The 23,055-nt window shown below is 62.2% G+C and carries 26 protein-coding genes and 1 pseudogene; 20 read left to right on the plus strand and 7 right to left on the minus strand.

The genetic code is table 11. From position 1 onward, the window contains the following. Window positions 1–14 precede the first annotated feature (14 nt). Entirely contained in the window at window positions 15–305 is a 291-nt protein-coding gene (locus tag E3T51_RS04530) for a hypothetical protein (protein WP_134528050.1), read from the plus strand. Further along, a complete protein-coding gene (locus tag E3T51_RS04535; RefSeq protein WP_134528053.1) occupies window positions 293–1,759 on the plus strand; it encodes a hypothetical protein in 1,467 nt (488 codons plus the stop codon). Before E3T51_RS04530 ends, E3T51_RS04535 begins: the two co-directional genes overlap by 13 nt. Window positions 1,760–1,781: 22 nt before the next feature. On the opposite strand, the gene E3T51_RS04540 is transcribed toward E3T51_RS04535, so the two are convergent. Then, a complete protein-coding gene (locus E3T51_RS04540) occupies window positions 1,782–2,174 on the minus strand; it encodes a phage holin family protein (RefSeq protein ID WP_104191762.1) in 393 nt (130 codons plus the stop codon). A gap of 89 nt (window positions 2,175–2,263) precedes the next feature. Between E3T51_RS04540 and E3T51_RS04545 the strand changes: the two genes are divergently transcribed. The 14 genes from E3T51_RS04545 to E3T51_RS04610 all read left to right on the plus strand — a co-directional run bounded on the left by E3T51_RS04545 (window position 2,264) and on the right by E3T51_RS04610 (window position 14,710). After that, window positions 2,264–3,370: a histidinol-phosphate transaminase gene (locus E3T51_RS04545; protein ID WP_134528055.1), complete on the plus strand. Its 1,107-nt coding sequence runs from the start codon at window positions 2,264–2,266 to the stop codon at window positions 3,368–3,370. Window positions 3,371–3,464: 94 nt separating this feature from the next. After that, the gene (locus E3T51_RS04550; RefSeq protein WP_233205819.1) at window positions 3,465–4,556 is read left to right on the plus strand and encodes a thiamine pyrophosphate-dependent enzyme; all 1,092 of its coding nucleotides are present in this window, start codon (window positions 3,465–3,467) and stop codon (window positions 4,554–4,556) included. Next, window positions 4,556–5,560 (plus strand): alpha-ketoacid dehydrogenase subunit beta, encoded by a 1,005-nt coding sequence (locus E3T51_RS04555; protein WP_134528061.1) that lies wholly within the window; start codon window positions 4,556–4,558, stop codon window positions 5,558–5,560. Before E3T51_RS04550 ends, E3T51_RS04555 begins: the two co-directional genes overlap by 1 nt. A gap of 32 nt (window positions 5,561–5,592) precedes the next feature. After that, window positions 5,593–6,960 carry a dihydrolipoamide acetyltransferase family protein gene (locus E3T51_RS04560; RefSeq protein WP_134528064.1) on the plus strand — a complete coding sequence of 456 codons (1,368 nt, stop codon included), beginning with the start codon at window positions 5,593–5,595 and terminating at the stop codon, window positions 6,958–6,960. Window positions 6,961–7,023: 63 nt separating this feature from the next. After that, a complete protein-coding gene (locus tag E3T51_RS04565) occupies window positions 7,024–8,070 on the plus strand; it encodes a metal ABC transporter substrate-binding protein (protein WP_134528067.1) in 1,047 nt (348 codons plus the stop codon). 7 nt (window positions 8,071–8,077) lie between these two features. Further along, entirely contained in the window at window positions 8,078–8,875 is a 798-nt protein-coding gene (locus tag E3T51_RS04570; protein WP_241989174.1) for a metal ABC transporter ATP-binding protein, read from the plus strand. Beyond that, a complete protein-coding gene (locus E3T51_RS04575) occupies window positions 8,876–9,781 on the plus strand; it encodes a metal ABC transporter permease (RefSeq protein WP_134528070.1) in 906 nt (301 codons plus the stop codon). Beyond that, complete coding sequence (locus E3T51_RS04580) at window positions 9,781–10,629, plus strand: metal ABC transporter permease (RefSeq protein WP_134528073.1); 849 nt, start codon at window positions 9,781–9,783, stop codon at window positions 10,627–10,629. The genes E3T51_RS04575 and E3T51_RS04580 overlap by 1 nt, the downstream gene beginning before the upstream one ends. Continuing rightward, a complete protein-coding gene (locus E3T51_RS04585; RefSeq protein ID WP_134528076.1) occupies window positions 10,626–11,030 on the plus strand; it encodes a Fur family transcriptional regulator in 405 nt (134 codons plus the stop codon). The genes E3T51_RS04580 and E3T51_RS04585 overlap by 4 nt, the downstream gene beginning before the upstream one ends. Before the next feature lie 221 nt (window positions 11,031–11,251). Beyond that, window positions 11,252–11,488, plus strand: coding sequence for a 50S ribosomal protein L28 (gene rpmB, locus E3T51_RS04590; protein WP_035835252.1), 237 nt, complete (start codon window positions 11,252–11,254; stop codon window positions 11,486–11,488). Next, window positions 11,488–11,655: a 50S ribosomal protein L33 gene (gene rpmG, locus E3T51_RS04595; RefSeq protein ID WP_035880539.1), complete on the plus strand. Its 168-nt coding sequence runs from the start codon at window positions 11,488–11,490 to the stop codon at window positions 11,653–11,655. The genes rpmB and rpmG overlap by 1 nt, the downstream gene beginning before the upstream one ends. 2 nt (window positions 11,656–11,657) lie before the next feature. Further along, window positions 11,658–11,963 carry a 30S ribosomal protein S14 gene (rpsN, locus tag E3T51_RS04600; protein ID WP_092110538.1) on the plus strand — a complete coding sequence of 102 codons (306 nt, stop codon included), beginning with the start codon at window positions 11,658–11,660 and terminating at the stop codon, window positions 11,961–11,963. A gap of 321 nt (window positions 11,964–12,284) precedes the next feature. After that, window positions 12,285–12,572 (plus strand): HU family DNA-binding protein, encoded by a 288-nt coding sequence (locus E3T51_RS04605; protein WP_035835256.1) that lies wholly within the window; start codon window positions 12,285–12,287, stop codon window positions 12,570–12,572. 149 nt (window positions 12,573–12,721) lie between these two features. Beyond that, window positions 12,722–14,710 (plus strand): bifunctional copper resistance protein CopD/cytochrome c oxidase assembly protein, encoded by a 1,989-nt coding sequence (locus tag E3T51_RS04610; RefSeq protein ID WP_134528079.1) that lies wholly within the window; start codon window positions 12,722–12,724, stop codon window positions 14,708–14,710. 6 nt (window positions 14,711–14,716) lie between these two features. Here the strand turns inward: E3T51_RS04610 and E3T51_RS04615 are convergent, their stop codons facing one another. Further along, the gene (locus E3T51_RS04615) at window positions 14,717–15,799 is read right to left on the minus strand and encodes a hypothetical protein (protein WP_134528082.1); all 1,083 of its coding nucleotides are present in this window, start codon (window positions 15,797–15,799) and stop codon (window positions 14,717–14,719) included. Between the two features lie 137 nt (window positions 15,800–15,936). On the opposite strand from E3T51_RS04615, the gene E3T51_RS04620 reads away from it, so the two are divergent. Then, entirely contained in the window at window positions 15,937–17,289 is a 1,353-nt protein-coding gene (locus E3T51_RS04620; protein ID WP_174844559.1) for an ATP-dependent DNA helicase, read from the plus strand. Between the two features lie 58 nt (window positions 17,290–17,347). Here the strand turns inward: E3T51_RS04620 and E3T51_RS04625 are convergent, their stop codons facing one another. The 4 genes and pseudogenes from E3T51_RS04625 to E3T51_RS04640 form a co-directional block, all read right to left on the minus strand. Next, entirely contained in the window at window positions 17,348–17,920 is a 573-nt protein-coding gene (locus E3T51_RS04625) for a hypothetical protein (RefSeq protein ID WP_134528088.1), read from the minus strand. 58 nt (window positions 17,921–17,978) lie between these two features. Beyond that, entirely contained in the window at window positions 17,979–18,389 is a 411-nt protein-coding gene (locus E3T51_RS04630; protein ID WP_104191749.1) for a DUF4383 domain-containing protein, read from the minus strand. Between the two features lie 233 nt (window positions 18,390–18,622). Further along, window positions 18,623–18,859 (minus strand): annotated as a pseudogene (locus E3T51_RS17075) (GlsB/YeaQ/YmgE family stress response membrane protein); the annotation flags it as partial. Window positions 18,860–19,040: 181 nt separating this feature from the next. Beyond that, the gene (locus E3T51_RS04640; protein ID WP_134528094.1) at window positions 19,041–19,316 is read right to left on the minus strand and encodes a hypothetical protein; all 276 of its coding nucleotides are present in this window, start codon (window positions 19,314–19,316) and stop codon (window positions 19,041–19,043) included. Window positions 19,317–19,599: 283 nt separating this feature from the next. Here E3T51_RS04640 and E3T51_RS04645 point away from each other — a divergent pair, with 283 nt between their 5' ends. Then, complete coding sequence (locus tag E3T51_RS04645) at window positions 19,600–20,073, plus strand: MarR family winged helix-turn-helix transcriptional regulator (protein WP_166806386.1); 474 nt, start codon at window positions 19,600–19,602, stop codon at window positions 20,071–20,073. Window positions 20,074–20,077: 4 nt separating this feature from the next. Here the strand turns inward: E3T51_RS04645 and E3T51_RS04650 are convergent, their stop codons facing one another. Then, a complete protein-coding gene (locus E3T51_RS04650; RefSeq protein WP_134528100.1) occupies window positions 20,078–20,941 on the minus strand; it encodes an NAD-dependent epimerase/dehydratase family protein in 864 nt (287 codons plus the stop codon). A gap of 78 nt (window positions 20,942–21,019) precedes the next feature. Here E3T51_RS04650 and E3T51_RS04655 point away from each other — a divergent pair, with 78 nt between their 5' ends. Continuing rightward, window positions 21,020–21,541, plus strand: coding sequence for a DinB family protein (locus E3T51_RS04655; protein ID WP_134528103.1), 522 nt, complete (start codon window positions 21,020–21,022; stop codon window positions 21,539–21,541). 94 nt (window positions 21,542–21,635) lie between these two features. Continuing rightward, window positions 21,636–22,598 carry a hypothetical protein gene (locus tag E3T51_RS04660; protein ID WP_134528105.1) on the plus strand — a complete coding sequence of 321 codons (963 nt, stop codon included), beginning with the start codon at window positions 21,636–21,638 and terminating at the stop codon, window positions 22,596–22,598. Window positions 22,599–23,055: the final 457 nt, after the last annotated feature.

A 23,055-nucleotide genomic window follows, 5' to 3' on the forward strand; every position in this document is an offset into this window, starting at 1 on the left:
GACTAGGAGGTGTCATGGACCGTGTGGAGGTTCTGCTGTACGGTCAGGATCGCAATGAACGTCTGGCCATGTTGCGCACTCAGCGCAATCTTCTCTTCACGCTGCACGCAGAGATCACAGCGGGCCGCCGACACCTGGGCATGCTTGACCCCAGTGAGGCCTGGAGTTCGCGCTCGCAGCGCGAATATTCGTTCCGAGTGGCCGAAATGCTTGCAGACCTCGATGTGGTTTTGCACTATCTCGATGACGCGCTCGCCAGTGTTCGCAGGCACATTCACGAAGAGGAGCGCATGTGTCTAGCGTGAGTAATGGCTTTGAAGACGGCGACCTGGTTGTCTCGGTGGGTGGCACCGCGATCGTGGCAACGGATGCCATTCTGGCTCAGTCCCAGTTTGTGGATGCACTCCGGGACGATGCCGCCGACTGGGCTGGTCGCGCCTATCGCATTCGAAATTTGGATCCGATGCGGCCGGCGAACTGGCTTGGACAGGATTCCTGGCCGGATCTTCTGCAGGCGGCCGGCAGACTCCATGGACTCGCGACGCTGTGTTCGGAAGTCGCGAGTTATCTCCGGGCAGCAGCCCGAAATTATGGCTATGCGGAGCGGCTGGCGCAAGAACTCGCGCTGCTTAGTGCCGCAGACGTGGCTCACGACCTTGGCCGTCTGGTTCGCGCTTGTTTTTTGGCTCTGTACAGCACGCCGCTCGGTGTCACCCTGACCGGGATTCTCACCCTCGAACTGATGCGCCGTTACGGAACCACGCAATCTTTGTCCGCGGTGCAGAACGGCGCAGCCGGCGGAGTGCAGATCAGCCCTCGCTTGCTCACCAACCCGGCTGTGGTGCTGCTCGTTCGGTTAGCGGCCTCATCAATCGACGACGCCGCCGCTGGTCTTCAAGGGACGCCGCGAATTGTTGGTCGTACATTCGGCGACGAGGGATTGGGACTGGTCGGCGTTTCCCAGACCGCCCTCGGGGTGGTGGCTGCGGCGCGCGTCCTTGGTCTGCTCCAGGAAGGTCCAGTGACGGCGACGGCGGTGGGAGCAGGAACGCGAGCGACTCCACCAGCAGGGGTCGGTGACCTGGCGGCTCGCATACCGAAAGCCGTTCCGGGCGAGTCGCAGGTGCGCATCGAGAGATACGGCACGCTCGAAAACCCTTCCTGGGCGGTCTACATCGGCGGAACTGTCGATTGGAACCCTGTCGCGACGACTGAACCCTGGGACCTCACGGCCAACATTGCTGCGCTTGCCCGCCAGAATGCGGGATCCTTCTCGGCTGTCATCGACTCTATGAAAGCGGCTGGCATTGCACCGTCCGATCCGGTTGTCCTTGCCGGCCATTCTCAGGGCGGGCTGGTCGCAACCCAGGTTGCGGCGTACACCTGGTTCAATGTGGAGGCGGTCGCAACCTTTGGGGCACCCGAATCGCGAGTTCCGGTGCCACCCGGCGTGGCCACGATGACGATAGAGCACACCGATGACGTCGTGACCGCCATGGGCGGCGCCAGCATGATCGATTCCGACGATCGACTTCTCGTTCGGCGCGAAGCGTTCGCTGGGCAGGAGCCGCCAACCGGGACCGTGCTGCCTGCTCACGATCTCGATACCTACCAGGAGACGGCGCGCATGATTGACGCCTCGCCGGAAGATAACCTCAGCAGCTTTCGGTCCACTGTGACCGAAGTCATCGGGAACGAACCGGGCGAGGCCATGCTGTGGCGCGGCATCCGCTTGCCGGGAGGACCTGCGCACGGGTAGGGCGCGCGTGGGTGCGGCCCGATCAGTCGCGCGCGGTGACCGGGCGCAGAATGAGGCCGAGCAGCCAGGAGATAACGCCGAGTACGAGTGCGCCGAGCACGCCCCACCAAAAGCCGTCGACGACGAGGCCGAAGCCCAGAAACCCGGAGAGCCACGCCACCAGCAGCAGGAGCAGTCCGTTGACGATGAGTGAGAACAGGCCCAATGTCAAAATATAAAGAGGAAAAGCCACGACGCGCAGCACACCGCCGACCACCGTATTGACGAAACCGAAGATCAGCGCAAGGAGCAGATACGTGAGCACGCTGGCACCCGGGTCCGGCGCGTAGGGCGTGACATGCACGCCGGTCACAAATAGGGCCGTGAACCACAGGGCTACCGCAGTGACGATCAGTTGGATCAGAAATCTGGCCATGCCTCCACTATCTCACCGGCTTGCAGCGGGCGAAAGTCCAACGAACGTTCATTCGTCATTGCGAATATATCCGGGCGTAGACTCGCCGAGTGAGCCTCTCAGACCGACCCTCCGTCCGCCTGCGCCCGGAGATTATCGCCCTTCCGGCCTACAAGCAGGGCAAACCGGCCGATGCCAGCGCCTACAAGCTCTCCAGCAACGAAAACCCGTTCGATCCGCTGCCCGGCGTCATCGCGGCGGTCACGGCCGAAACGGCCTACAACCGGTACCCGGACGCCTCGGCGCTGGTTCTGCGCGAGCACCTTGCCGCCAAGTACAGCATCGGCGTCGATCAGGTGCACATCGGTTCCGGGTCGGTGGCCCTGCTGGCCCAGCTCATTCTCGCCGCTGCAGGTGCGGGCGACGAAGTGCTCTACTCGTGGCGGTCGTTTGAGGCCTATCCCTCACTCGTAACCGTTGCGGGTGCGCTCAGTGTGCGCGTACCCAACCGCACCGATCACGCCCATGACTTGCCCGAAATGGCCGCCGCGATCAGCGAGAACACCCGGGTCGTCATCGTGTGCTCGCCAAACAACCCCACCGGCACGATCGTGACCAAGGACGAATTCGAGGCTTTCATGGCCGTCGTCCCGACCGACCTGCTGGTCATTCTCGATGAGGCATATATCGAGTTCGTTACCCAGGCGGATGCTGTCAGCGGGCCATTGCTGCTCGCTCGCTACCCCAACCTGGTTGTCCTTCGCACATTCTCCAAGGCGTACGGCCTCGCCGGGCTACGGGTTGGTTATGCGCTCGGCCCGGTAAACGTACTCAACGCCGCCCGATCGACGGCGATCCCTCTCTCCGTGACCGCGCAGGGGGCAGCCGCCGCGATCGCCTCCCTCAACGCGGAGAAAGAGCTGCTAGATCGGGTTCGAGTCATCGCCGCGCGTCGCGATACGACCTGGCGGGCGCTGATCGACCAGGGCTGGAACATCCCTGCACCCCAGGGCAATTTTCTCTGGCTGCCCACGGGCGATGAAACGACCAGTGTCGCCGAGGCACTTAGCGCGGCCGGCCTGGTTGTGCGTCCCTTCGCGCACGAAGGTATTCGGATCTCGATCGGTGAGGAGCAGGCTGTGGCGACACTCCTATTAATAAGCGCGGATCTTGTCGACGCGCTTCCCGCCGACCACCCGGCTCGAAAGATAGGTTAGTACGATGCCAGCCACTCGAAACGACGCGACAGCATCACGCACTGCTGCAGCGTCCACACCTTTTGGTCTCGATGGGGCCGACACCTGCGTGCGCATGATTTCCCCGACCGGAGTATTCGAGCCGAACGCCGCCGCTGAAGAGTTTCTGCCCTACCTCGACCGGATCACCGAGGCCGACCACCGACGTTTTTATCGCGATATGGTCGTGGTGCGTAAGTTTGACACCGAGGCGGCCAACCTGCAGCGGCAGGGCCAGCTCGCGCTCTGGGTTCCGAGCCACGGCCAGGAGGCCGCACAGGTGGGATCCGCCTACGCCACCCGGCCGCAGGACCATGTGTTCCCGTCATACCGGGAGCACGTTGTTGGAATGATCCGCGGCCTTGATGTTGTGGACATTCTGCGAATGTTGCGCGGGGTGACCCTCGGCGGCTGGGTACCCGAAGAGCACGGAAACTTTCACCTCTATACCCTCGTGCTCGCCTCACAGACCCTGCACTCAACCGGCTACGCCATGGGCATGCAACTGGACGGCTCGACCGCGACTGGCAACCCAGAGACCGACCAGGCCGTCATTGTCTACTACGGCGACGGAGCATCATCGCAGGGCGATGCCAATGAGGCGCTCGTTTTCGCGGCGAGCTACCAGACGCCGCAAGTGTTCTTTCTGCAGAACAACCACTGGGCCATCTCGGTGCCCGTCGCCCGTCAGTCCCGCACGCCGCTGTACCTGCGTGCCGGCGGTTTTGGAATGCCCGGCACCCAGATCGACGGCAATGATGTCCTCGCGAGCTTCGCCGTCACGGCAAAGTCGATGGATGACGCTCGCGCCGGTCACGGACCGTCGCTGATCGAGGCACTCACCTATCGGGTCGGCGCCCACACCACCGCCGATGATCCGACCAAATACCGCGACCCAGAGGAACTCGCCTACTGGGTGGCCCGCGACCCGATCGTGCGCTTTCGTAGCTATCTCAAGGGCTTGGGCGTCGAGCAGCACTTCCTCGACGACGTCGACGATGAGGCGGCCGATTTCGCCGCCGACTCCCGTCGTCGTGCTCTCGAGATCACCGGTCCGGAGCAATCGGTGATCTTCGACAACGTCTACGCCGAACCGCATCCGCTCGTGGCTGAGCAAAAAGCCTGGCTGGAACGCTACGAAGCATCCTTTGACGAGGGCAAGAACTGATGACCACTGCACTAGACACCAGCGTGGCATCCGCTTCGCTACCGATGACCAAGGCTTTGAACGCCGGGCTGCGTCGCGCAATGCTCGACGACCCCAGAGTTCTGCTGATGGGGGAGGACATTGGCCCCCTCGGTGGAGTATTTCGGGTCACCGAGGGCCTCATCGCCGAATTCGGGGACAAGAGGGTGCTCGATACGCCGCTCGCCGAATCCGGCATCATCGGCACGGCAATTGGCCTGGCCATGCGCGGGTTTCGACCGGTCTGCGAGATTCAGTTCGACGGATTCGTTTTTCCCGGCTTTGACCAGATCACCAGTCAGCTCGCTCGCATGCGCAACCGCCACGAGGGCGGGCTCATCATGCCGGTGGTCATTCGTATCCCCTACGGCGGACACATTGGTTCGATCGAGCACCATCAGGAAAGCCCGGAAGCCTACTTCGCGCACACTCCCGGTTTGCGTGTGGTCAGCCCCTCTAATCCGCACGATGCCTACTGGATGATGCAGGAAGCTATCGCCAGTGACGACCCGGTGATCTTCTTCGAGCCCAAGAGTCGCTACTGGCCCAAGGGTGAGGTGCGCTTTGACGAAAGCGGAACACCCCTGCACGCCAGCCGTGTGGTGCGGGACGGCACCGACGTCACCCTAGTCGGTCACGGCGCTATGGTCAGCGTGCTGCTCCAGGCAGCTGAACTCGCCACCGCGGAGGGCATCAGCCTTGAGGTCATCGACCTGCGCTCGATCTCCCCGATCGACTATGGACCGATTCTGGGTTCGGTGCAGAAAACTGGCCGCCTCGTGGTCACCCAGGAAGCCCCCGGCTTCGTGAGCGTCGGCAGTGAGATCGCCGCCACAGTCGCCGAGCGATCGTTCTACACGCTCGAAGCCCCCGTGCTGCGGGTCTCTGGCTTTGACACACCGTTTCCGCCGGCCGCCGTCGAGACGCATTTTCTGCCCAGCCCCGATCGGGTGCTCGAAGCCGTGGACCGCGCTCTCGCTTACTAATTGGCACTAATACACTTCAAGAAAGGCACCTTATGAGCGTGTCGAAATTCACCCTCCCCGATGTCGGCGAAGGCCTGACCGAGGCTGAAATCGTCGAGTGGAAGGTCGCGCCCGGCGACACCGTGACGATCAACCAGGTTCTCGTTGAGATCGAAACAGCCAAGTCCCTGGTCGAGCTGCCGTCGCCGTTCGTTGGCGTGGTCGCGGAGATTCTGGTCGCGGCCGGCACTACCGTCGACGTGGGTACCCTCATCATCACGATCAATCCCGATGCCAACGCGAGTGGAGACCAGCCAGCGGCAGCTCCGACAGCGGATGCCGTCGCATCCGCCGTTGACTCTTTGGCCACAGATACGAGCAGCACGATCAGCGATGAGGCGCCGGAACCGGTGCTCGTCGGCCGCGGTGCCGCCGCTACTATGCCGACCCGTCGGCGTCGGCACACCGCCACGAGCGTCGCCCACGAGACGCTCGCGCCAAAAGCCCCGGCGCGCGCGCGCGCGCAGCCGCTGGAACCGACCCGGCGCGCGGCATCCGTTGGACCGGTAATGGCTAAGCCGCCCATTAGGAAGCTCGCCAAAGACCTCGGCGTCGACCTCTCCCTGGTCGAGGCGACCGGGCCGGTCGGCGACGTGACTCGCGAAGACGTGCTGCGCGGCGCGACCCAGGCCAGCGTGTTCCGCAACATCCAGACGCCGGAATGGCCGGTCGATCGCGACGAGCACATTCCAGTGAAGGGCGTGCGCAAGGCCATCGCGCAGGCGATGGTGAAGAGTGCGTTCACGGCCCCGCACGTGAGCCTGTTTGTTGACGTCGATGCCACCCGCACGATGGAATTCGTCAAGAGGCTCAAGGCGTCCACGGACTTCGCGGGCATTCGCGTGTCGCCCCTGCTGATCATGGCCAAGGCCATGATCTGGGCCGTGCGGCGCAACCCCACGGTGAACTCGACCTTCACCGATGAGGAAATCATCGTGCGGCACTACGTGAACCTCGGCATTGCAGCAGCGACCCCGCGCGGGCTGATCGTGCCCAACATCAAGGAAGCGCAGGACATGAGCCTGCTCGAACTCGCGGCATCCCTCGAGAAACTCACCCTGACCGCGCGGGACGGCAAGACCAGCCCGGCCGAGATGAGCAACGGCACGATCACAATCACCAATATCGGCGTGTTCGGCATGGACACCGGCACCCCCATTCTCAACTCACCGGAGGCTGGAATTGTGGCCCTCGGCACGATCAAGCAGAAGCCGTGGGTCGTGGACGGTGAGGTGCGGGTGCGGTATGTGACTACCATCGGTGCGAGCTTTGACCACCGCGTTGTTGATGGGGACGTCGCGAGCCGTTTTCTCGCTGACGTTGCGAGCATCATCGAGGAACCGGCACTGTTGCTCGAGTAGACCTGCCTTTTTCGCCTTCTTAATGGTTTTGACAATCATTATCAGTAAGGCTATTCTCAGGAAATGCCCAAGAGATACTTTGTCCTTCCCGCGCTGCTCGCATCTGCCGCCCTCGCCCTCTCGGGATGTTCGGCCGGAGAGACCGTGCGCGCTGACGGCCCGGCCGCTGACCTCAAGGTCGTCGCCACGACCACCCAGGTCGCCGATCTCACCCGCAACGTGGTCGGCGATGCCAGAGGTGTCGACCTGACCCAACTCATCCAGCCAAATCAGAGCGCCCACAGCTACGACCCGTCCGCGGCCGACCTGACCGCGCTCGGCGCCGCCGACGTGCTCGTGATCAACGGCGTCGGACTTGAAGAGTGGCTCGACGACGCCATTGCCGCCTCCGGCTTTGACGGCGTCACGATTGACGCCGACACCGGCATCGACATCTCCGAGGTTGGGGCTGGCGAGGATCACGCCACCGACGAAGCGGATGCGCACACCGACGACGCCGAGGACGCGAGCGACGACGACGCCGAGCACGCCCACGAGGGCGGTGACCCGCATATTTGGACGGACGTGCAGAACGCCGCGACCATCGTGCAGACGATCACCGACGGCCTCACCGCCGCCGACAGTGCCAACGCAGCAACCTTCCTGGCCAATGCGACGGCGTACGCGGCTCAACTCAATGGCCTCGACGAATGGATCCGCACCAACGTCGACACGGTGCCGGAGAGCGATCGACTGCTTGTGAGCAACCACGACTCCCTGGGCTACTTCACGGCTGCGTACGACATCGATTATGTCGGTTCGGTGATTCCAAGCTTCGACGACAACGCCGAGCCGAGCGCCGCCGAGATGGACTCCCTCGTCGCGGCGATCAGGGTGACCGGCGTCACCTCCGTCTTTTCTGAGGCATCACTCAGCCCGAAAACCGCCGAGACGATTGCGACCGAAGCTGGTGTTACCGTCTACTCCGGCGACGACGCCCTGTACGTTGACTCGCTCGGCCCGAACGGAAGCGCCGGCGATACCTACATCAAGGCGCAGCTGCACAATGCCACGCTTATGCTCGAATCGTGGGGCGTCACACCCTCTGCACTCCCCGTCGACCTGAAATAGTTAACACGTGATCGAGAACACTGCCCAAGTAACACCCACAGCGAACGCTGCCGTTGCACTTCGCGTGGTAACGGCGTCCTTTGCGTACGGCGCAGACCCTGCGCTGACCGGCATCGACTTCACGGTACTGCCCGGCCAGGCCGTTGCCCTGATCGGTCCGAACGGATCGGGTAAGTCCACCCTGCTCAAGGGGATCCTCGGGCTCATCACCCGCACGTCCGGTACCGTGGAGGTGCTTGGACAGTGGCCGGCGCCGGCCGGCTACATCGGCTATGTGCCCCAGACCGACCAGCTCGACCCCCATTTTCCGGTTTCCCTCGAGCAGGTCGTCATGATGGGCCGTTACCGCTCCCTCGGCTGGTGGCGCATGCCAACCAGGGCCGATCGCCGAGCCGTGGCCGAGGCACTGGAGACCGTCAGCCTGGGCAATCGCGCGAAGACACGCTTCGGTGAGCTTTCGGGCGGGCAGCAGCAACGTGGTCTGCTCGCGCGCGCTGTCGCATCCGCCCCGCGCTTGCTTCTGCTCGATGAGCCCTTCAACGGCCTCGATCAGGTCAACCGGGATGCCCTCATCGAAACCGTGAAACGGCTCAAAACTCAGGGCGTCGCGGTGCTCGTGTCGACCCACGACCTCGATCTCGCGCGCGCCGTCTGCGAGTGTGTGCTGCTACTCAACGGCGCCCAGGTGGCGTTCGGACCGCGCGATGCGGTGTTGACCCTCGCCAACGTACAGCAGGCATTCGGCTCCGTTGGCGTGGAAATGGACGAGCACACCATCGTGGTTCCCGGTCACGGAGGTCACTGAGTGGATGTCTTCACGCCGTTAATGAATACCGTGCTGATCACCGCCTTCGACCTGCCGTTCATGGCCAGGGCGCTGCTCGTGCTCGTCGTTCTCAGCCTCGTGGCCGGACTCGTCGGTGTACTCGTCAACCTGCGCGGGCTGGAGTTCATCAGTGACGGACTCACCCACGCGGTCTTTCCCGGTGTGGCCATCGGATTTGTCTGGGGTGGCCGCGACGGGCTGTTCGTGGGAGCCATGGTGGCGGCGCTCATCGCCGCCGTCGTACTCACTATCATCGTCAAGCGTGCGGTCACCTCGGACGCCGCGATCGCCATCGTCTTCACGGCCATGTTCAGCGTGGGGATCATTGTAGTTTCACGGGAAACAAATTATGTCGGTCAGTTGGACGCCCTGCTGTTCGGACGCCTGTTGACCGTCAGCCCGGCCGAGGTCAACCAAACCGTTGTGGTCTGCCTAATCGCCCTGATCATCGCGGGGTTCACCTTGAAAGAGCAGGTCTTTCGGGCTTTCGATCGTGAAGGCGCGGCGGCGGCCGGCTACCGGCCGCTTCTGCTCGACATTCTGCTGAACGTCGCCATTGCCCTCGTCGTCGTGGCGGCAAGCAGCGCTGTGGGCAACCTGCTCGTCCTGGCCGTGCTGATCGTGCCGGGCGCAGTCGCCCGCCTGGTGACCAATCGGTTGTGGCTGCTCTTTCCGGTCGCCGCCGGCTTCGCGATACTGGCCGCCTGGGTGGGGCTGACGCTCGGCTACGAAGCATCCGTCAACGGTGGCGTCGACCTGCCGAGCGGAGCCACCGTCGTGCTCGTGCTCGTCGCGGGCTACGTGTTGGCCCTGGTCGTGCGGCTCGCACTGGAGCGAATCGGCGGCCCGCGTCGACAGCGCAGGGCCGTACCGGTGGCACACTGATGGGCTACTTCGAACAGGCCCTCCTGGCGTCACTGCTGATCGGGGCGCTCAGTGGCCTTGTCGGCACCCTGGTGGTGCTGCGCCAGCGCACCTTCTTCGCCCAGGCACTGACCCACGCGACTTTTCCGGGAGCGGTCAGCGCGGCGATTCTCGGTTTGAGCATTCCACTCGGCGCCGCCGTGGCGAGCGTAGTCATCGTCGGCGTCATGACGTTGATCGGGCGGGTCAAACGCCAGGGAAACCAGGTGGCATCCGGCATTCTGCTCACCGCCGGATTTGCGCTCGGCGTTCTGCTGCAGGGGCTCAATCCGTCTTTGCCGGTCAAGGTCGACTCCTACCTGGTGGGGTCGATTCTCACGGTGAGCAGCAATGATGTGGCGCTCGTGGCCATCGTGCTGGCGTTTGCCGTACTGGCCATTGTCTTTCTGGGCAAGCAGATCATATTCTCAACCTTCGACGTGAACGGATTTCGCGCGGCCGGCTATCGAGAATGGCCGATCGAACTGCTGACTCTGGTACTCATCACGGCCACCGTCGTCACCGCGATGCCCGCAGTGGGGGCCATCCTCGCCATCGCCCTGATCGCTGCCCCCGCCGCAGCCGCTCGGCTGGTCTCGCGCACCACCACGCAGATGTTTATCATTGCCCCCCTGCTCGGGGCCCTGGCCGGACTGGTCGGTGTGCTGCTTTCCCGCTCACTCGACATTGCGGCCGGCCCGGCAATTGCCCTCACTGCGGTCGCACTGTTTTTGCTCGCCCTGCTGTTGCGGCGGTTGGCTAGCGCACGGCTCCCCCGCGAAGCGGATGCGCGCCGGACATCGCGAACATCGCTACGGTTGATGTCATGAAGCGAAACACCTGGCAGCGTGAAGCCGTTCGGGGTGCCCTCGGCGCCAACGACGGCTTCATCAGCGCGCAGGCGTTGCATTCCTCCCTGCACTCGACCGGATCCCCAATCGGTCTGGCGACGGTTTACCGCGCCCTGGCCGATCTAGCGGTCGAGGGTGATGCCGACTCGCTCCAGTCGCCGGAAGGCGAGAGCCTCTATCGCGCGTGCAGCACCAATGACCACCACCACCACCTGATCTGCCGCAATTGCGGTCTCACGGTCGAGATCGAAGCGGATGCCGTCGAGACCTGGGCCAAGGACGTCGCCGCCCAGAACGGGTTCACCCAGGCCGCTCACGTCGTTGATGTGTTCGGGCTGTGCGCCGCCTGCACTGTCCAAGCCGCAGCATCCGCTCGGTGACGCGAAGCGTCTCGATGGTCCGCCGGAGTGCTGGCCGGTAAAAGCACGTGTTCGCGCAATTTCGACGGAGATTCGCGGACGAATTTGCACTGCGTCCCGGGAGCCCGTATCGTAGAGGGCTGCTGCGCCTCTGCGCGCGCATTGCGAGTTGGTCATTTATGAGCAGCTCGCCGACAAGGGATCTTGGGAAGGGCATTCGCCCTTCGGTAATGGAGGAAACCATGGCATCTGTTTGCCAGGTGACCGGAGCTGTTCCCGGCTTCGGACACAACATTTCGCACTCGCACCGGCGCACCAAGCGTCGTTTCGACCCGAACGTTCAGAAGAAGACGTACTACGTGCCGTCGCTTCGTCGCAAGGTCACACTGACCCTGTCCGCAAAGGGAATCAAGGTTATTGATGCTCGTGGTATCGAGAGTGTTGTCAAAGACGTTCTCGCTCGTGGGGTGAAGATCTAATGGCTAAGGCTCATGACGTACGTCCGATCATCAAGCTTCGTTCCACGGCCGGAACCGGTTACACCTATGTGACCAAAAAGAACCGCCGTAACGACCCCGACCGTCTCGTGCTCAAGAAGTACGACCCGGTTATTCGCAAGCACGTTGATTTCCGTGAGGAGCGCTAAACATGGCGAAGAAGAGCATGATTGCCAAGAACAACCAGCGCAAGGTCATCGTCGAGCGGTACGCCGTCAAGCGCCTTGAGCTCAAGAAGGCCCTGGTTGACCCTGCTGGCACCGACGAGTCGCGTGAAGCCGCTCGCAAGGGCCTGCAGAAGCTGCCGCGCAACGCGAGCCCGGTGCGCCTGCGCAACCGTGACGCCGTTGACGGTCGTCCCCGTGGCCACCTCTCCAAGTTCGGCATCTCGCGGGTTCGTTTTCGCGACATGGCGCACCGCGGCGAGCTGCCCGGCATCACCAAGTCCAGCTGGTAACTCCTTCTGGCAACCGCTGAAGCTTGTCTTCAGCGGCTTCTGAATCATCCAAACGGGATGTCGACTTCGGTCGACATCCCGTTTTGTGTACCCTGCTCGGTGGCCCGTTCCGTCCCCGGCGGTTTCGCGGAGAGCGAAAATCGGGTGCCCAGAGGGGAAAACCACCCCGAAATGGCCAAAAAACGCCGTAAATCCGCGGATTTTGGCGGATCAATGCTAGATTTCAACTCGGTCGAACCGACCAGCGGGGCTTCTCTTCGAGGAGCATCCGTATTACGAATATCGCTGTTTTTACAGACGAAGGTCCGAGGAGGACACTCAATGGCTGACAAGTCGCTGAACAAGACCGAGCTCGTTGCCAAGGTTGCCGCTGACTCCGGACAGAGCCAGGCCGCCGTTGACGGCGTTCTGAACGCATTCTTTGCAACCCTTGCTGAGACCGTTGCCGCCGATGGCAAGGTCACCATCCCGGGATGGCTGGGCGTCGAGCGCACCGCAACCGCTGCTCGCACCGGCCGCAACCCGCAGACCGGCGAAGAAATCGCCATCGCTGCCGGCCACCGCGTCAAGCTGACCGCCGGAAGCAAGCTCAAGGCTGCCGCCAAGTAGCTTTTGCTCAAAAAAGGGGCGTCGACCACGGTCGGCGCCCCTTTTGGTGTCTTCTAACTTGTCGAAATACACGACCTCGTGCCCGCCGCCGCTGCGCGTGCGCGAAGAGGCAAGACGGATGCTCAGGGCCGGGCGAATAAGCTGGGTGGGTGCCCCGTATAGTCCGCGTTCTCGGACCGGCAGCCCTGCTGCTGGTCGCTGTGTTGTCCACCCTTGTCGCCCTGGCCTTTGGCGGTGGCGCTTCTGCCCAGCTCCTCGCCGACCCGGGACCGGTGGTGCGCTGGGGACTGCCCATCGCCAAGCTCGTGGTCAACCTCGCGGCCGCCGGCACGATTGGTGCCCTCGTGCTCACCCTGTTCGCGCTCAGTCCCAAGGAACGCGAGTTCGGCACCGCCCTAGACTTCGCCGCAGCGTGCGCGGCGCTGTTTGCCGTCGCATCCGCTCTCACGGGCTTTTTGACCTTTCTGCAGGTCACCAATGTGCCACTCGGCATCAGCGATCAGTTCAGCGCCACGGTCGGCCAATTCTTCAGCCAGATCGAACTGGGGCAGGCCTGGCTCGCGACGACCTTGATCGCGGCCGGCGTCACCGTATTATGCTTCGCCGTACGCAATCACACCGCGCTGGTTTTTGTGACCCTGCTGGCTCTGACCGCCCTGCTGCCCATGGCGCAGCAGGGGCACTCGGCGGGTGCGTCGGGACACAACGCCGCGATCACGGCGCTCGGGCTGCACCTCGTCTTCGTGGCGATCTGGCTGGGTGGCCTGCTCACCATTGTGGTGCTGCGTACCCAGTTGGACGGCGAACGCATCCGCCAGGTGATCGGTCGGTATTCCTCGCTCGCGCTGGTCTCATTCATCGTGGTTGCCGCGTCCGGCTATGTCAGCGCTGAACTGCGCATCGGCAGCTGGGACAACCTTCTCAGCCCCTACGGCCTGCTCGTGCTCGTGAAGGTCGCCGCTCTCGTCGCACTCGGCGGGTTCGGCATTCTGCAACGCCGGTTTTTCATCAGGCGGATGCAGCGGAGCGGGCCAGCGAACGGCCGCTGGTTCTGGTGGCTCGTCGTGACTGAGCTCGGTTTCATGGGCCTCGCGTCCGGTGTGGCCGCCGCGCTCGCCCGCACGGCGACGCCCGTCGTGCAGGTGGTAACAACCGAGATTCCCCAATCAACGCCGGCGCAGATTCTGACCGGTGAACTTTTGCCGCCCGAACTCACCTTCTCGCGCTATTTCACCGAGTGGAACTTCGACCTCGCCTGGATTCTGTTCTGTGCCTTCGGCATCTTCTTCTATCTCGCCGGCGTCTGGCGGTTGCACCGTCGCGGCGACACCTGGCCGATCTACCGCAGCGTGCTCTGGGTTCTGGGCATGCTCACCCTGATCTACATCACCAACGGTGGAGTGAATGTGTACGAGAAGTACCTGTTCTCCACCCACATGCTCGTGCATATGGTGCTGACCATGCTCGTACCCTTGATGCTCGTGCCTGGCGCCCCGGTAACCCTCGCCGCGCGAGCGATCGCCAAACGACAGGACGGCAGTCGGGGCGCGCGCGAGTGGATCCTCACCGCGGTGCATTCGCGCTTTGCCAGCATCGTCGCCAACCCGATTGTCGCGGCCGTGCTGTTCGGTGTCTCACTGTGGGTGTTCTACTACACCTCCATCTTCAGCTGGGCCACCACCGACCACATCGGCCACCTGTGGATGATCGTGCACTTTCTCATTACCGGCTACCTGTTCGTGCAGTCCCTGATCGGCATCGACCCGGTGCCGTACCGCCTGCCGTACGCCTTCCGACTGCTGTTGCTGCTGGTAACGATGGCCTTCCACGCGTTTTTCGGCCTCGCCCTGATGAGCGGAACTGGGCTGCTTCTGGCCGACTGGTACGGAGCGATGGGCCGGACTTGGGGAGTGTCACCAATCGCTGACCAGCAGATGGGTGGCGGTGTCGCCTGGGGAATCGGCGAGCTGCCGACCTTCGTGCTGGCCGTCGTCGTCGCGATTATGTGGAGCCGTGACGACACCAAAGTCACGAAACGGCTGGATCGCACGGCGGACCGCACCGAGGACGCCGAGCTCATCAAGTACAACGCGAATCTGGCCCGCATCGCCGAGCGCGACGCCCGGAACCCCAGCTAGCCGTGCCTAGTGAAGTTGGATAGCGAGGGCACCGCTCGGCTGCACGACAGCGCTGAGCCCCATCGTGAACGGTACGTCTTCGTCGCGGGTGCTGATGTCGCCGTCAAACAGTGACTGCACCTTCACCACGATATGAGCCTGCCCGGGGGTAGCGGCCATCTCAAATGACAGCTCGCCGGCGCTGAGGGCGACAATGGGGTACGCGGTGATCGACCAGGCCGGAGTGCTCTCGATGCGGTCGTCGATTTGGATGCCCCACGGGCAGCTGGTCGGTTGCAGCACCGTCTGCGTGGCGCACTGGTCGAGGAACTTATTCAGCTCGGACTGTACCTGGCTCACCATGGCTTCGTTCGGTAGGGCGGTGACCTCCACTGCGGTGGGACCGCCTTCCGTCACACGCACGGTGTTCTTTTGAGCGGTGAGCATGGCCGACTCGTGTTCGAACGTGTAGCGGTTCGGGGCGAACGCGAGATACGCGGCGGACGTGGAGAACGTGGCGGGGGCATCCGCTGCACTGTGGGCTCGCGTGTCCAGGGTGAGGCCGTTGACCGTGAACGATCGTTCGTGCAGCACCGAGACCTGCAGCACGGCAAGGGGGCTGGTGCTGAACGTCCAGGCGTTAAAAACGCCAGCGAACGAGCCCGCCCGCTCCACAGCGAACGCCATGCTCGACGCGGTGCCGTTCAGATCGAAATCGAACACCACGGTCTGGAGCGTTCCGTCGTCGGTGGCGGGCGTAGCAGTTGCGCTCGCGAGTTCGATATTGTCGAGACCGCTCAGAACAGATGCCCGCAGCAGCGTCTCTGGCAGACCTCTCGCGACCTCGTTGGTGAGCCCCCAGTCGGCCAGGTCAGTTTGGCTGGGCATCACTCCGTCGAACGCGAGGGCGCCGAGCGTGTCGCCGCGGACCAAAGCGTCAAGGTATTGTTCGACAAAACCGCCGGCGCTGTAGACCGTGCGATTGAGGGCACTGATGGTACCCGCGAGGCCGACCGCGAGCAGCCCGACGACCACCACAATGGCGAGAACGGCCCGGAGCAAACTGCCGCGGCGCCCGCTCGCCCGATGCTGTTCGGCCGGAATGGTCACTTCAATATTGTATGGGCAGGTCGCTCGGCCGTGCTGACAAGCCCCGGCTCGTGCCCGTGCGCGCTGCTGGAGGCTACAGTGGAATATTGCCTGTGCCGATTACCCGTGCAGCGCTCGACTGTCAGAGAAAGTGTGCCGTGTCCGAGATTCCGCTCAGTCGTGAACAGGCGCTGGTCTTCGCGGCGATCGAAGGCACCAAACAGAACGTGTTCGTCACCGGTCGGGCCGGAACCGGTAAGTCCACCCTGCTGAACCACCTGTCGTGGAATACAAGCAAGCAGATCGTGATCGCCGCGCCCACCGGCGTCGCCGCATTGAACGTTGGCGGCCAAACCATTCACTCGCTCTTTCGCCTGCCGATCGGTGTGATTGCCGACAGCCCGATTGACCAGAACGACCAGGTACGCAAGCTTCTCAACACCATCGACACCCTAGTCATCGACGAGGTCTCTATGGTCAATGCCGACCTCATGGACGCGATCGACCGCAGCCTGCGGCAGGCCAGGCAACGCCCGTTTGAGGTATTCGGCGGAGTGCAGATCGTGCTGTTCGGCGACCCGTACCAGCTGGCCCCTGTACCGGGCGGCCCGGACGAGCGCGCTTATTTCGCCGACCACTACCGCTCGATGTGGTTCTTCGACGCCAAGGTGTGGCGTGATGCAGAGCTGCGCATCTTCGAGCTCACCGAAATACACCGGCAGCGTGACAACGATTTTAAGCTCATGCTCAATGCCGTTCGCCACGGACAGGTCACTCCTGAGATCGGCGGAGCCCTCAACGGCGCGGGGGCGCGAACGCCGCCGAGCGAGGGTGTGATCACCCTCGCGACCCGCAATGACGCTGTGAACCGCATCAACGCATCCGCCTTAAAAAAGCTGTCAGGTAAGTCGCTCACCGCGAAAGCCGACATCACCGGGGATTTCGGCGGCAGGCAGTTTCCGGCCGACGAGGTGCTCGAACTCAAGGTGGGCGCGCAGGTGATGTTCCTGCGCAATGACTCGCCGCTGGACGGTGGCCCACGCTGGGTGAACGGCAGCATCGGAACGGTGACCAAGGTCACCTCTACCGTGTTCGTGGACATCGACGGCGACGTGCACGAGGTCGAGCCGACCGTGTGGGAAAAGTACAAGTACACCTACAACGCCGCGACCAAGAAACTGAGTCGGGATGTCGTGGCGGAATTCACGCAGTTTCCGCTGCGGTTGGCCTGGGCCGTCACCATTCACAAATCGCAGGGTGCCACTTACGCGCGGGCTATTGTCGATCTCGGTGCGCGGGTGTTCAGCCCCGGCCAGACCTACGTGGCGCTGAGCCGGCTGACCAGTCTGGACGGGCTGTACCTCACCCGTCCACTGAGACCGAGCGATATCATCGTTGATGAAAACGTCAAGCGGTTTATGAACATCGAGGTTGTGCCGCCGGTGGCTGACCTGGCGGGCTTGGATGCGTCGGGCCTCAATGCTGCAGGGCCGGGGCAGAGCCAGCCCTGAAACGGCCACTCGCCTGACATCGGTGCCGGCGGGCCCCTTCCACGCTCTGCTTAAGGCGTCAGTGCGACCCGTGGCCGCCCGATTCCGGCGTAACACCCTCGGTCACTCCGTGCGACCCGTGGGGTACGGCGTGGGAGCCGACTTCGGTGGCAGCGAGGGCCGGGGTGGTGAGCGCCGAGAGCAGGAAGCCTCCCACGACGAGACCAGTGAGAAACCGCCACCCGCTGGGCGTGGCAGCGCCGTGAGTGGCGGTTCCGACGGGTGGCGGGACTGTGTTTGATGCGTGCCGCAGTCCGATGGCCACGGTCGCGGCGAGAAATATGTTGAACAGGGACGCTACGGCCATCGGATACAGCGGCAGCCCGGTTTGGGCGCTCGTGACGCCGAGACCACTTCCGAGGGCGGCGGTTACTCCCCAGATGAAAACCGGGATGAGGGCTGCCCCCACGATGATGCGGGGAACAGTTATGCGGCCCAGGGCAAGGGTGGCGATTCCCCAGCCGAGTTCGGCGACGCCGAACCCGACCAGAAGAACCGACAGTGGAAACGGGGCGGTTACGCCCACGGCCAGGTGGATCAGAGCGGCGCCGAGAGCGGCGAAGCCCATCCAGGTGCGAATGACCGGGGACATGATGCTCCTTGGTGAATCTTCTGCTGCGAAGGGATGGAGTGGTGCTGAGGGCCGGTCGTTACACCGTGGCGTGGTTACGAACCGTCTTGTCGGCGGTGAGGCCAACCCCGAGGAGCACGATCGCGCTGCCGAGGTGCAGGAAGTGGTCAGCGGTGTTGAGCGCCAGAATGTTCAGCGAGGTGCTCGCGATGAAGAATCCAACGATGCCCAGGAGCAAATACACGGCGCCGACGGTGCTGTTGGTTGCCTTAGCGGCCGAGACGTTAGAGAGTCCGGCGATGAGCAGGGCGGCGCCGATCAGAAGGTGCGCAATGTTGTGCAACGGATTGACCTCGAAGATTCCGAGAAGCAATTCGCCCTGTGTGGCAATGAATCCGACGCTGCCGGTGACGGCGAAGCCCAGCAATCCAACGAGAACGTAGACCGCGCCGAAGACGGTAGCGATCAGACGATTAGGTGATGTGCGCATTTCAGGTGCCTCCTGTTTGTTTCACGGCTAACCCGTGCTTGCTATGAATTCGGAGCTCCATCAACTTCGGATTGGTACCAATTGTGCCCCTAATCTCCCCTTTTGGGTGTCGGCGCCTCAACTGATCGGCAACACCAAAAGCGTGGCACCCAATTGAGTGCCACGCTGAGGAAACGGTTGAAACGGTCTGGTGGTCGTATTACGACTTGTCGTGGCGGCGATTCGTGATTGCCCCCGTAGATCAGCAGCACGATAAGAGAACCGACGATCGCGAGGACCCACGTCGTCAGGGAGAAGAACTCGCCCAGCCTGACGTTGAACAGGAGCCCGCCCAGCCACCCACCGAGGAAGGCACCGATCACTCCGAGCAGCAGGGTGATGAACCAGCCTCCGCCCTGCCGACCGGGAAGGATTGCCTTCGCGATGGCGCCGGCGATGAGACCGAGTAAGAGGAATCCGAGAAAACTCATGAGAACTGCCGTTCAGCGGGTCAGGCTGTCAGTTGGTCGGCGGTGCGAGACGGGCACATCCCCGTCCGCGTGAATTTACCCGTGTGCGTGCTCATCGTCAATGGTGCGTAGGTATCGATCCAAACGGACTCACGGAACTGATAACCCAGCGTTCGAGCGAGGAAAATCCGTGAAATTGAATTCAATCCAGCCAGTAATCATCATCGATGTACGAGTGGCCAAGGGTGGGAGTTGACTCGACGGGGTCAGGAAGATCCTCGGCACAGATGGCTTCCAGCTTCACGATCGACTGTGCCGTGATCAGAAGGGAGGTCTGCAAACGCCGGGAGCTAAAAATATCGACGAAGCCGCCGCCGCTGTGAACTGCTGCCGTCATCGCTGCTTTGAGAGCCGAAACGTTGTAATCGCCGGATAAGTAGAACCAGTCGTCGTTGATCGTCAGGCGGTAGCTCTGCATTGCATGGTCCGTTTCGTTAGTGCAGGGTGATGGCCGCTCTCAAGGGGACCTGTCGGCGGCTCAAAAGCGGCCGGTTGCTGGAACCTGGCTGACCCCAGGAGCACATCGATCCGCGAGCGCGCCTATCAATATACGGGAAATAATACAAAGAGCAAACTACTCACTTGGCAAGAAACTCTGGAATTGAGCTACCCGTTAGAATAGGAGGCCAGAGCGGCTGGGACGAGCCGATTTGAGGGCCTGCAGCGCGGGCATGACAATTAGACCAGAGGTCGGAGAACGTATGAAACTCAATATTTCGAGACCCACCGGGGATGGCCTTTCAGCATCCGCCGTCGCCTTTTTTCGAGGAATGGATCGCAACCGCAACCGGGTCGCTTCGGAAACCAGCCTGACGTGCAGCGAGCTGCGAGCCCTGGCCCGCATCGCTGAAGCTGGCAGCATCACGCCGAAGTTGCTCGCGGAATCATTGCAAATGACGACGGGCGCCGTGACCGCCCTTTCAAATCGCCTGGTGGCATTGGAACTGGTCACTCGGGTGGCTCACCCGAGTGATCGACGCAGTTTGCTTTTGGTACTCACGCCCGCCGCAGAAAAGATCACCCAGAAGGTCTACAGCGACTTCCGGGCATTGATCGCTCGTGCCGCGCGTGACGTCAGTCCGGATGATCAGGTGCGTCTGGGAACGCTGCTAACAGCGATGGCTCTCGTGGTGGAGTCGGATGCGGATCTGATCCAGGCCGGCCCTGCCCGGTAGCTGCCTACGGGTGGCGTTTTCCGGCTCCGGCCAGAAGTGCGCGGTAACCCTCTCGATAGGTGGGGTACGTGAAGGTGAAGTCAGTATCTCGCAGCAAGCGGTTGCTGAGGATCTTGTCCCCGCCGCGCTGACCTTCCCGGGTGGAAGCTGGCGGATTTTTCGTCTCCAGAGCTAGTTCGGGAAGGCCGAGCTCAGCGGCCAGAAAGACCAGCACCTCGTTGCCTGGGACCGAGGCATTGTCGACGCCAAGATACAGGGGTGCCGGCTGCTCCGGGCGCAGCAGGAGGTGCACGATCGCGGCTGCTGCGTCGTCCCGGTGGATGCGGTTGGTGTGGCGCGACGTCGCGGAGAGCACGGTGCCATCCCGTACCTGTTTGATCAGTCGTTCCCGACCGGGGCCGTAGATGCCGGCCAGGCGCAGAACGGTGGCGTTGGGTATGCGGGAGTGCAGCATCCGCTCGGCGTCGAACACGATGGAGTCGGTGCCCGGCCTGGGGTTCGCGGGGGTCTGCTCGTCGACCCGGCTGCCGTCGTTGATGTCGTAGACGGCCGTTGATGAGACCAGCAGCACGCGGCGGGGCGTGGCACGGGCATCATCGAGCGCATCGAGCAGGTTGCGCAGGCCGTCGAGGTACGCGGCTCGGTAGGCCTCGATCGTTGGGCTTCCAGCGGAGATCGCGATGACGACGTACTCGGTGTCGGACGGAATGGCGGGCTTCTCAAGGCTCAAGTCGATCGACTGACCGCTGATTTCTGCGGGGAGCACACTCGCGTTGCGACGCACCCCGACCACCGCGTGCCCTAATTCGGCCAATCGTAAGCCGACCTCGGTGCCGAGGTCACCGCATCCGGCGATTACTATCGTCATCTGTCTCCTTGTCCGTATTCACGCTATCGGGCGCACCGTGACAGTTTGCCGTGCCCAAGCGGCCGATAGCATAACGACATGCCTATTGTTCCTGACACGTCTGACTGGACCTGGGTGCTTGACCGCCCCTGCTCCGCCTGTGGATTTCGAGCGAGCGAGGTGGACTTCGAGGACCTACCGGGCCTGATTCGCGAGAACGCCGCCGTGTGGCCTACCGTGCTGGCGCGAGCGAATGTCGCGGTGCGGCCCGACGATCACACCTGGTCCCCGCTCGAGTACGCGGCCCATGTGCGTGACGTCTGCCAGCTGTTCGAACAGCGCTTGCGCGTTATTCACGACCAGGACGACCCCCTACTCGCCAACTGGGATCAGGACGCCACCGCGATAGAGGAGCGGTACGACCTGCAAGTGCCGGCGAACGTGGCCCGGGAGCTCGCCGCGGCTGCGGCATCCGTGTCGGATGCCTTTGCGTCGGTGCCGCCGGACGCCCGCTGGCGCACCGCGCGCCGCAGCGACGGTCCATCGTTCACCGTGGAGACGCTGGGGGCGTACTTTCTACACGACATTGTGCACCACCGGCACGACGTTGGTGCTGACTAACCTCGTCGTTAACTCGACAACGTTGTATCGCTAGTGCCCGATATCACTAAGCAAAGTTGTCCAGCGACGTTCGGCAATGGTGACAGACTTACCAATGCATAAGTTAAACAAAAAAACAGAGACAGAAGAAGGCGCTGGTGGCATCACCAGCAACTATGACGACGCGAGAAGGAACCTCATCAAAACGCTTGGATCAATTCTTCGTAAACCCGTGCTCGCCGTCGTCATAGCGGGAACAATGAGTCTCAGTTTCGGGGGCTGTGCCGCGAACGGCGAGGAGACCGACGCTGAACCTCTTGTCACACCAACCGATGCTGTGCAGGAGCCCGTTACCGCATTTGCTTTTGGGGATGTTGTATCTCTCGCCACGGTAACTGACGATCTCGGAACTTACACTCATATGACTATCTCACCAGAGGCTGAGGCGATGTCCTTAAATACGGCAATCATCGACCCGACCGTAGCAGAGACCGGTTACACCGATGCTGACACACTGAGCGCCCAAAAGTTTATTGTCACGTTTTCCATAGAAGAGGTTTACGACAGCTCAACTATCGATACTCACCGCACTGTGGGGTGGGAGGCGTGGAAGGAGAAGAATAGAGAGAAGTATATTCTCGAATCACAAGTTTCCATATTGGACAATAACGACGGAGTCGATCGCCCAGGCTTAATCAACAACAACGATTTAGATAGGAATCCTGAGTTTATTCGTGACGGTGGGGCTCGCATGCAGGATGCAACCATCGATGTCACAAGCATTACGGCAACGGATGACCCGACATGGGGCAAATTTTTCGGTTTCACCATGACGGGCAGCGCAGATTACCGGGTCACTGATGCAGCGGCAATTGCGGCTGCTAAAGTGGAGTTTCCGGATTGGTCTGCTGAAGACCTAGAAGCCAAACTTGAAACTGACCTGCTCGATAACACGGGAACGAACGTCTGGCGGACTACGTATAGTCTCAACTTCACAGTTATGAAAGAAGATGGACGCTGGAAGATTGGTGGTTACGACAACCAGTTCTCTTCGAATGGCAATTTGTGGATTCGGTGATATAAGAGCCTTTCAAGAATGCACCTTTACACCGGAACCGGTGGTGTCAGCTCTTGAGATAATCGAGACTGCTTGACCTAAACGAGATCAGGTCTTCATTGTGGATTTAACGTCCCCGGTAATTAGGGTCCGGTCATTCATGGCGAGACCATTTTGAGGCTGAGATAAACAAAGAAACGATCAGCGCGAGCTTTCGTGGTCGTCGCCCGTGCGGCAATTCATATTAACAGCGGTCACTTATCCCTTGGACGCCAGCGCCGCCCGATTGTTGACGCTGGCGATCTGTTCCATCGGTCAGGAATGATTAGTTCACATTCGTTTTTCCCCGCTTGCGCCCGCGGCTGCGATACGCCCGAGCTACTCCGCAGATCGCGAAGATGGGTATGAGCTTCTAGCCGAAAACCAGAGCATTCCATCATTTGATTTTCATGTCCCGGTAATACCCATTCCAGCTGTC

The organism is Cryobacterium serini (assembly GCF_004404025.1).
Lineage (GTDB): Bacteria > Actinomycetota > Actinomycetes > Actinomycetales > Microbacteriaceae > Cryobacterium > Cryobacterium serini.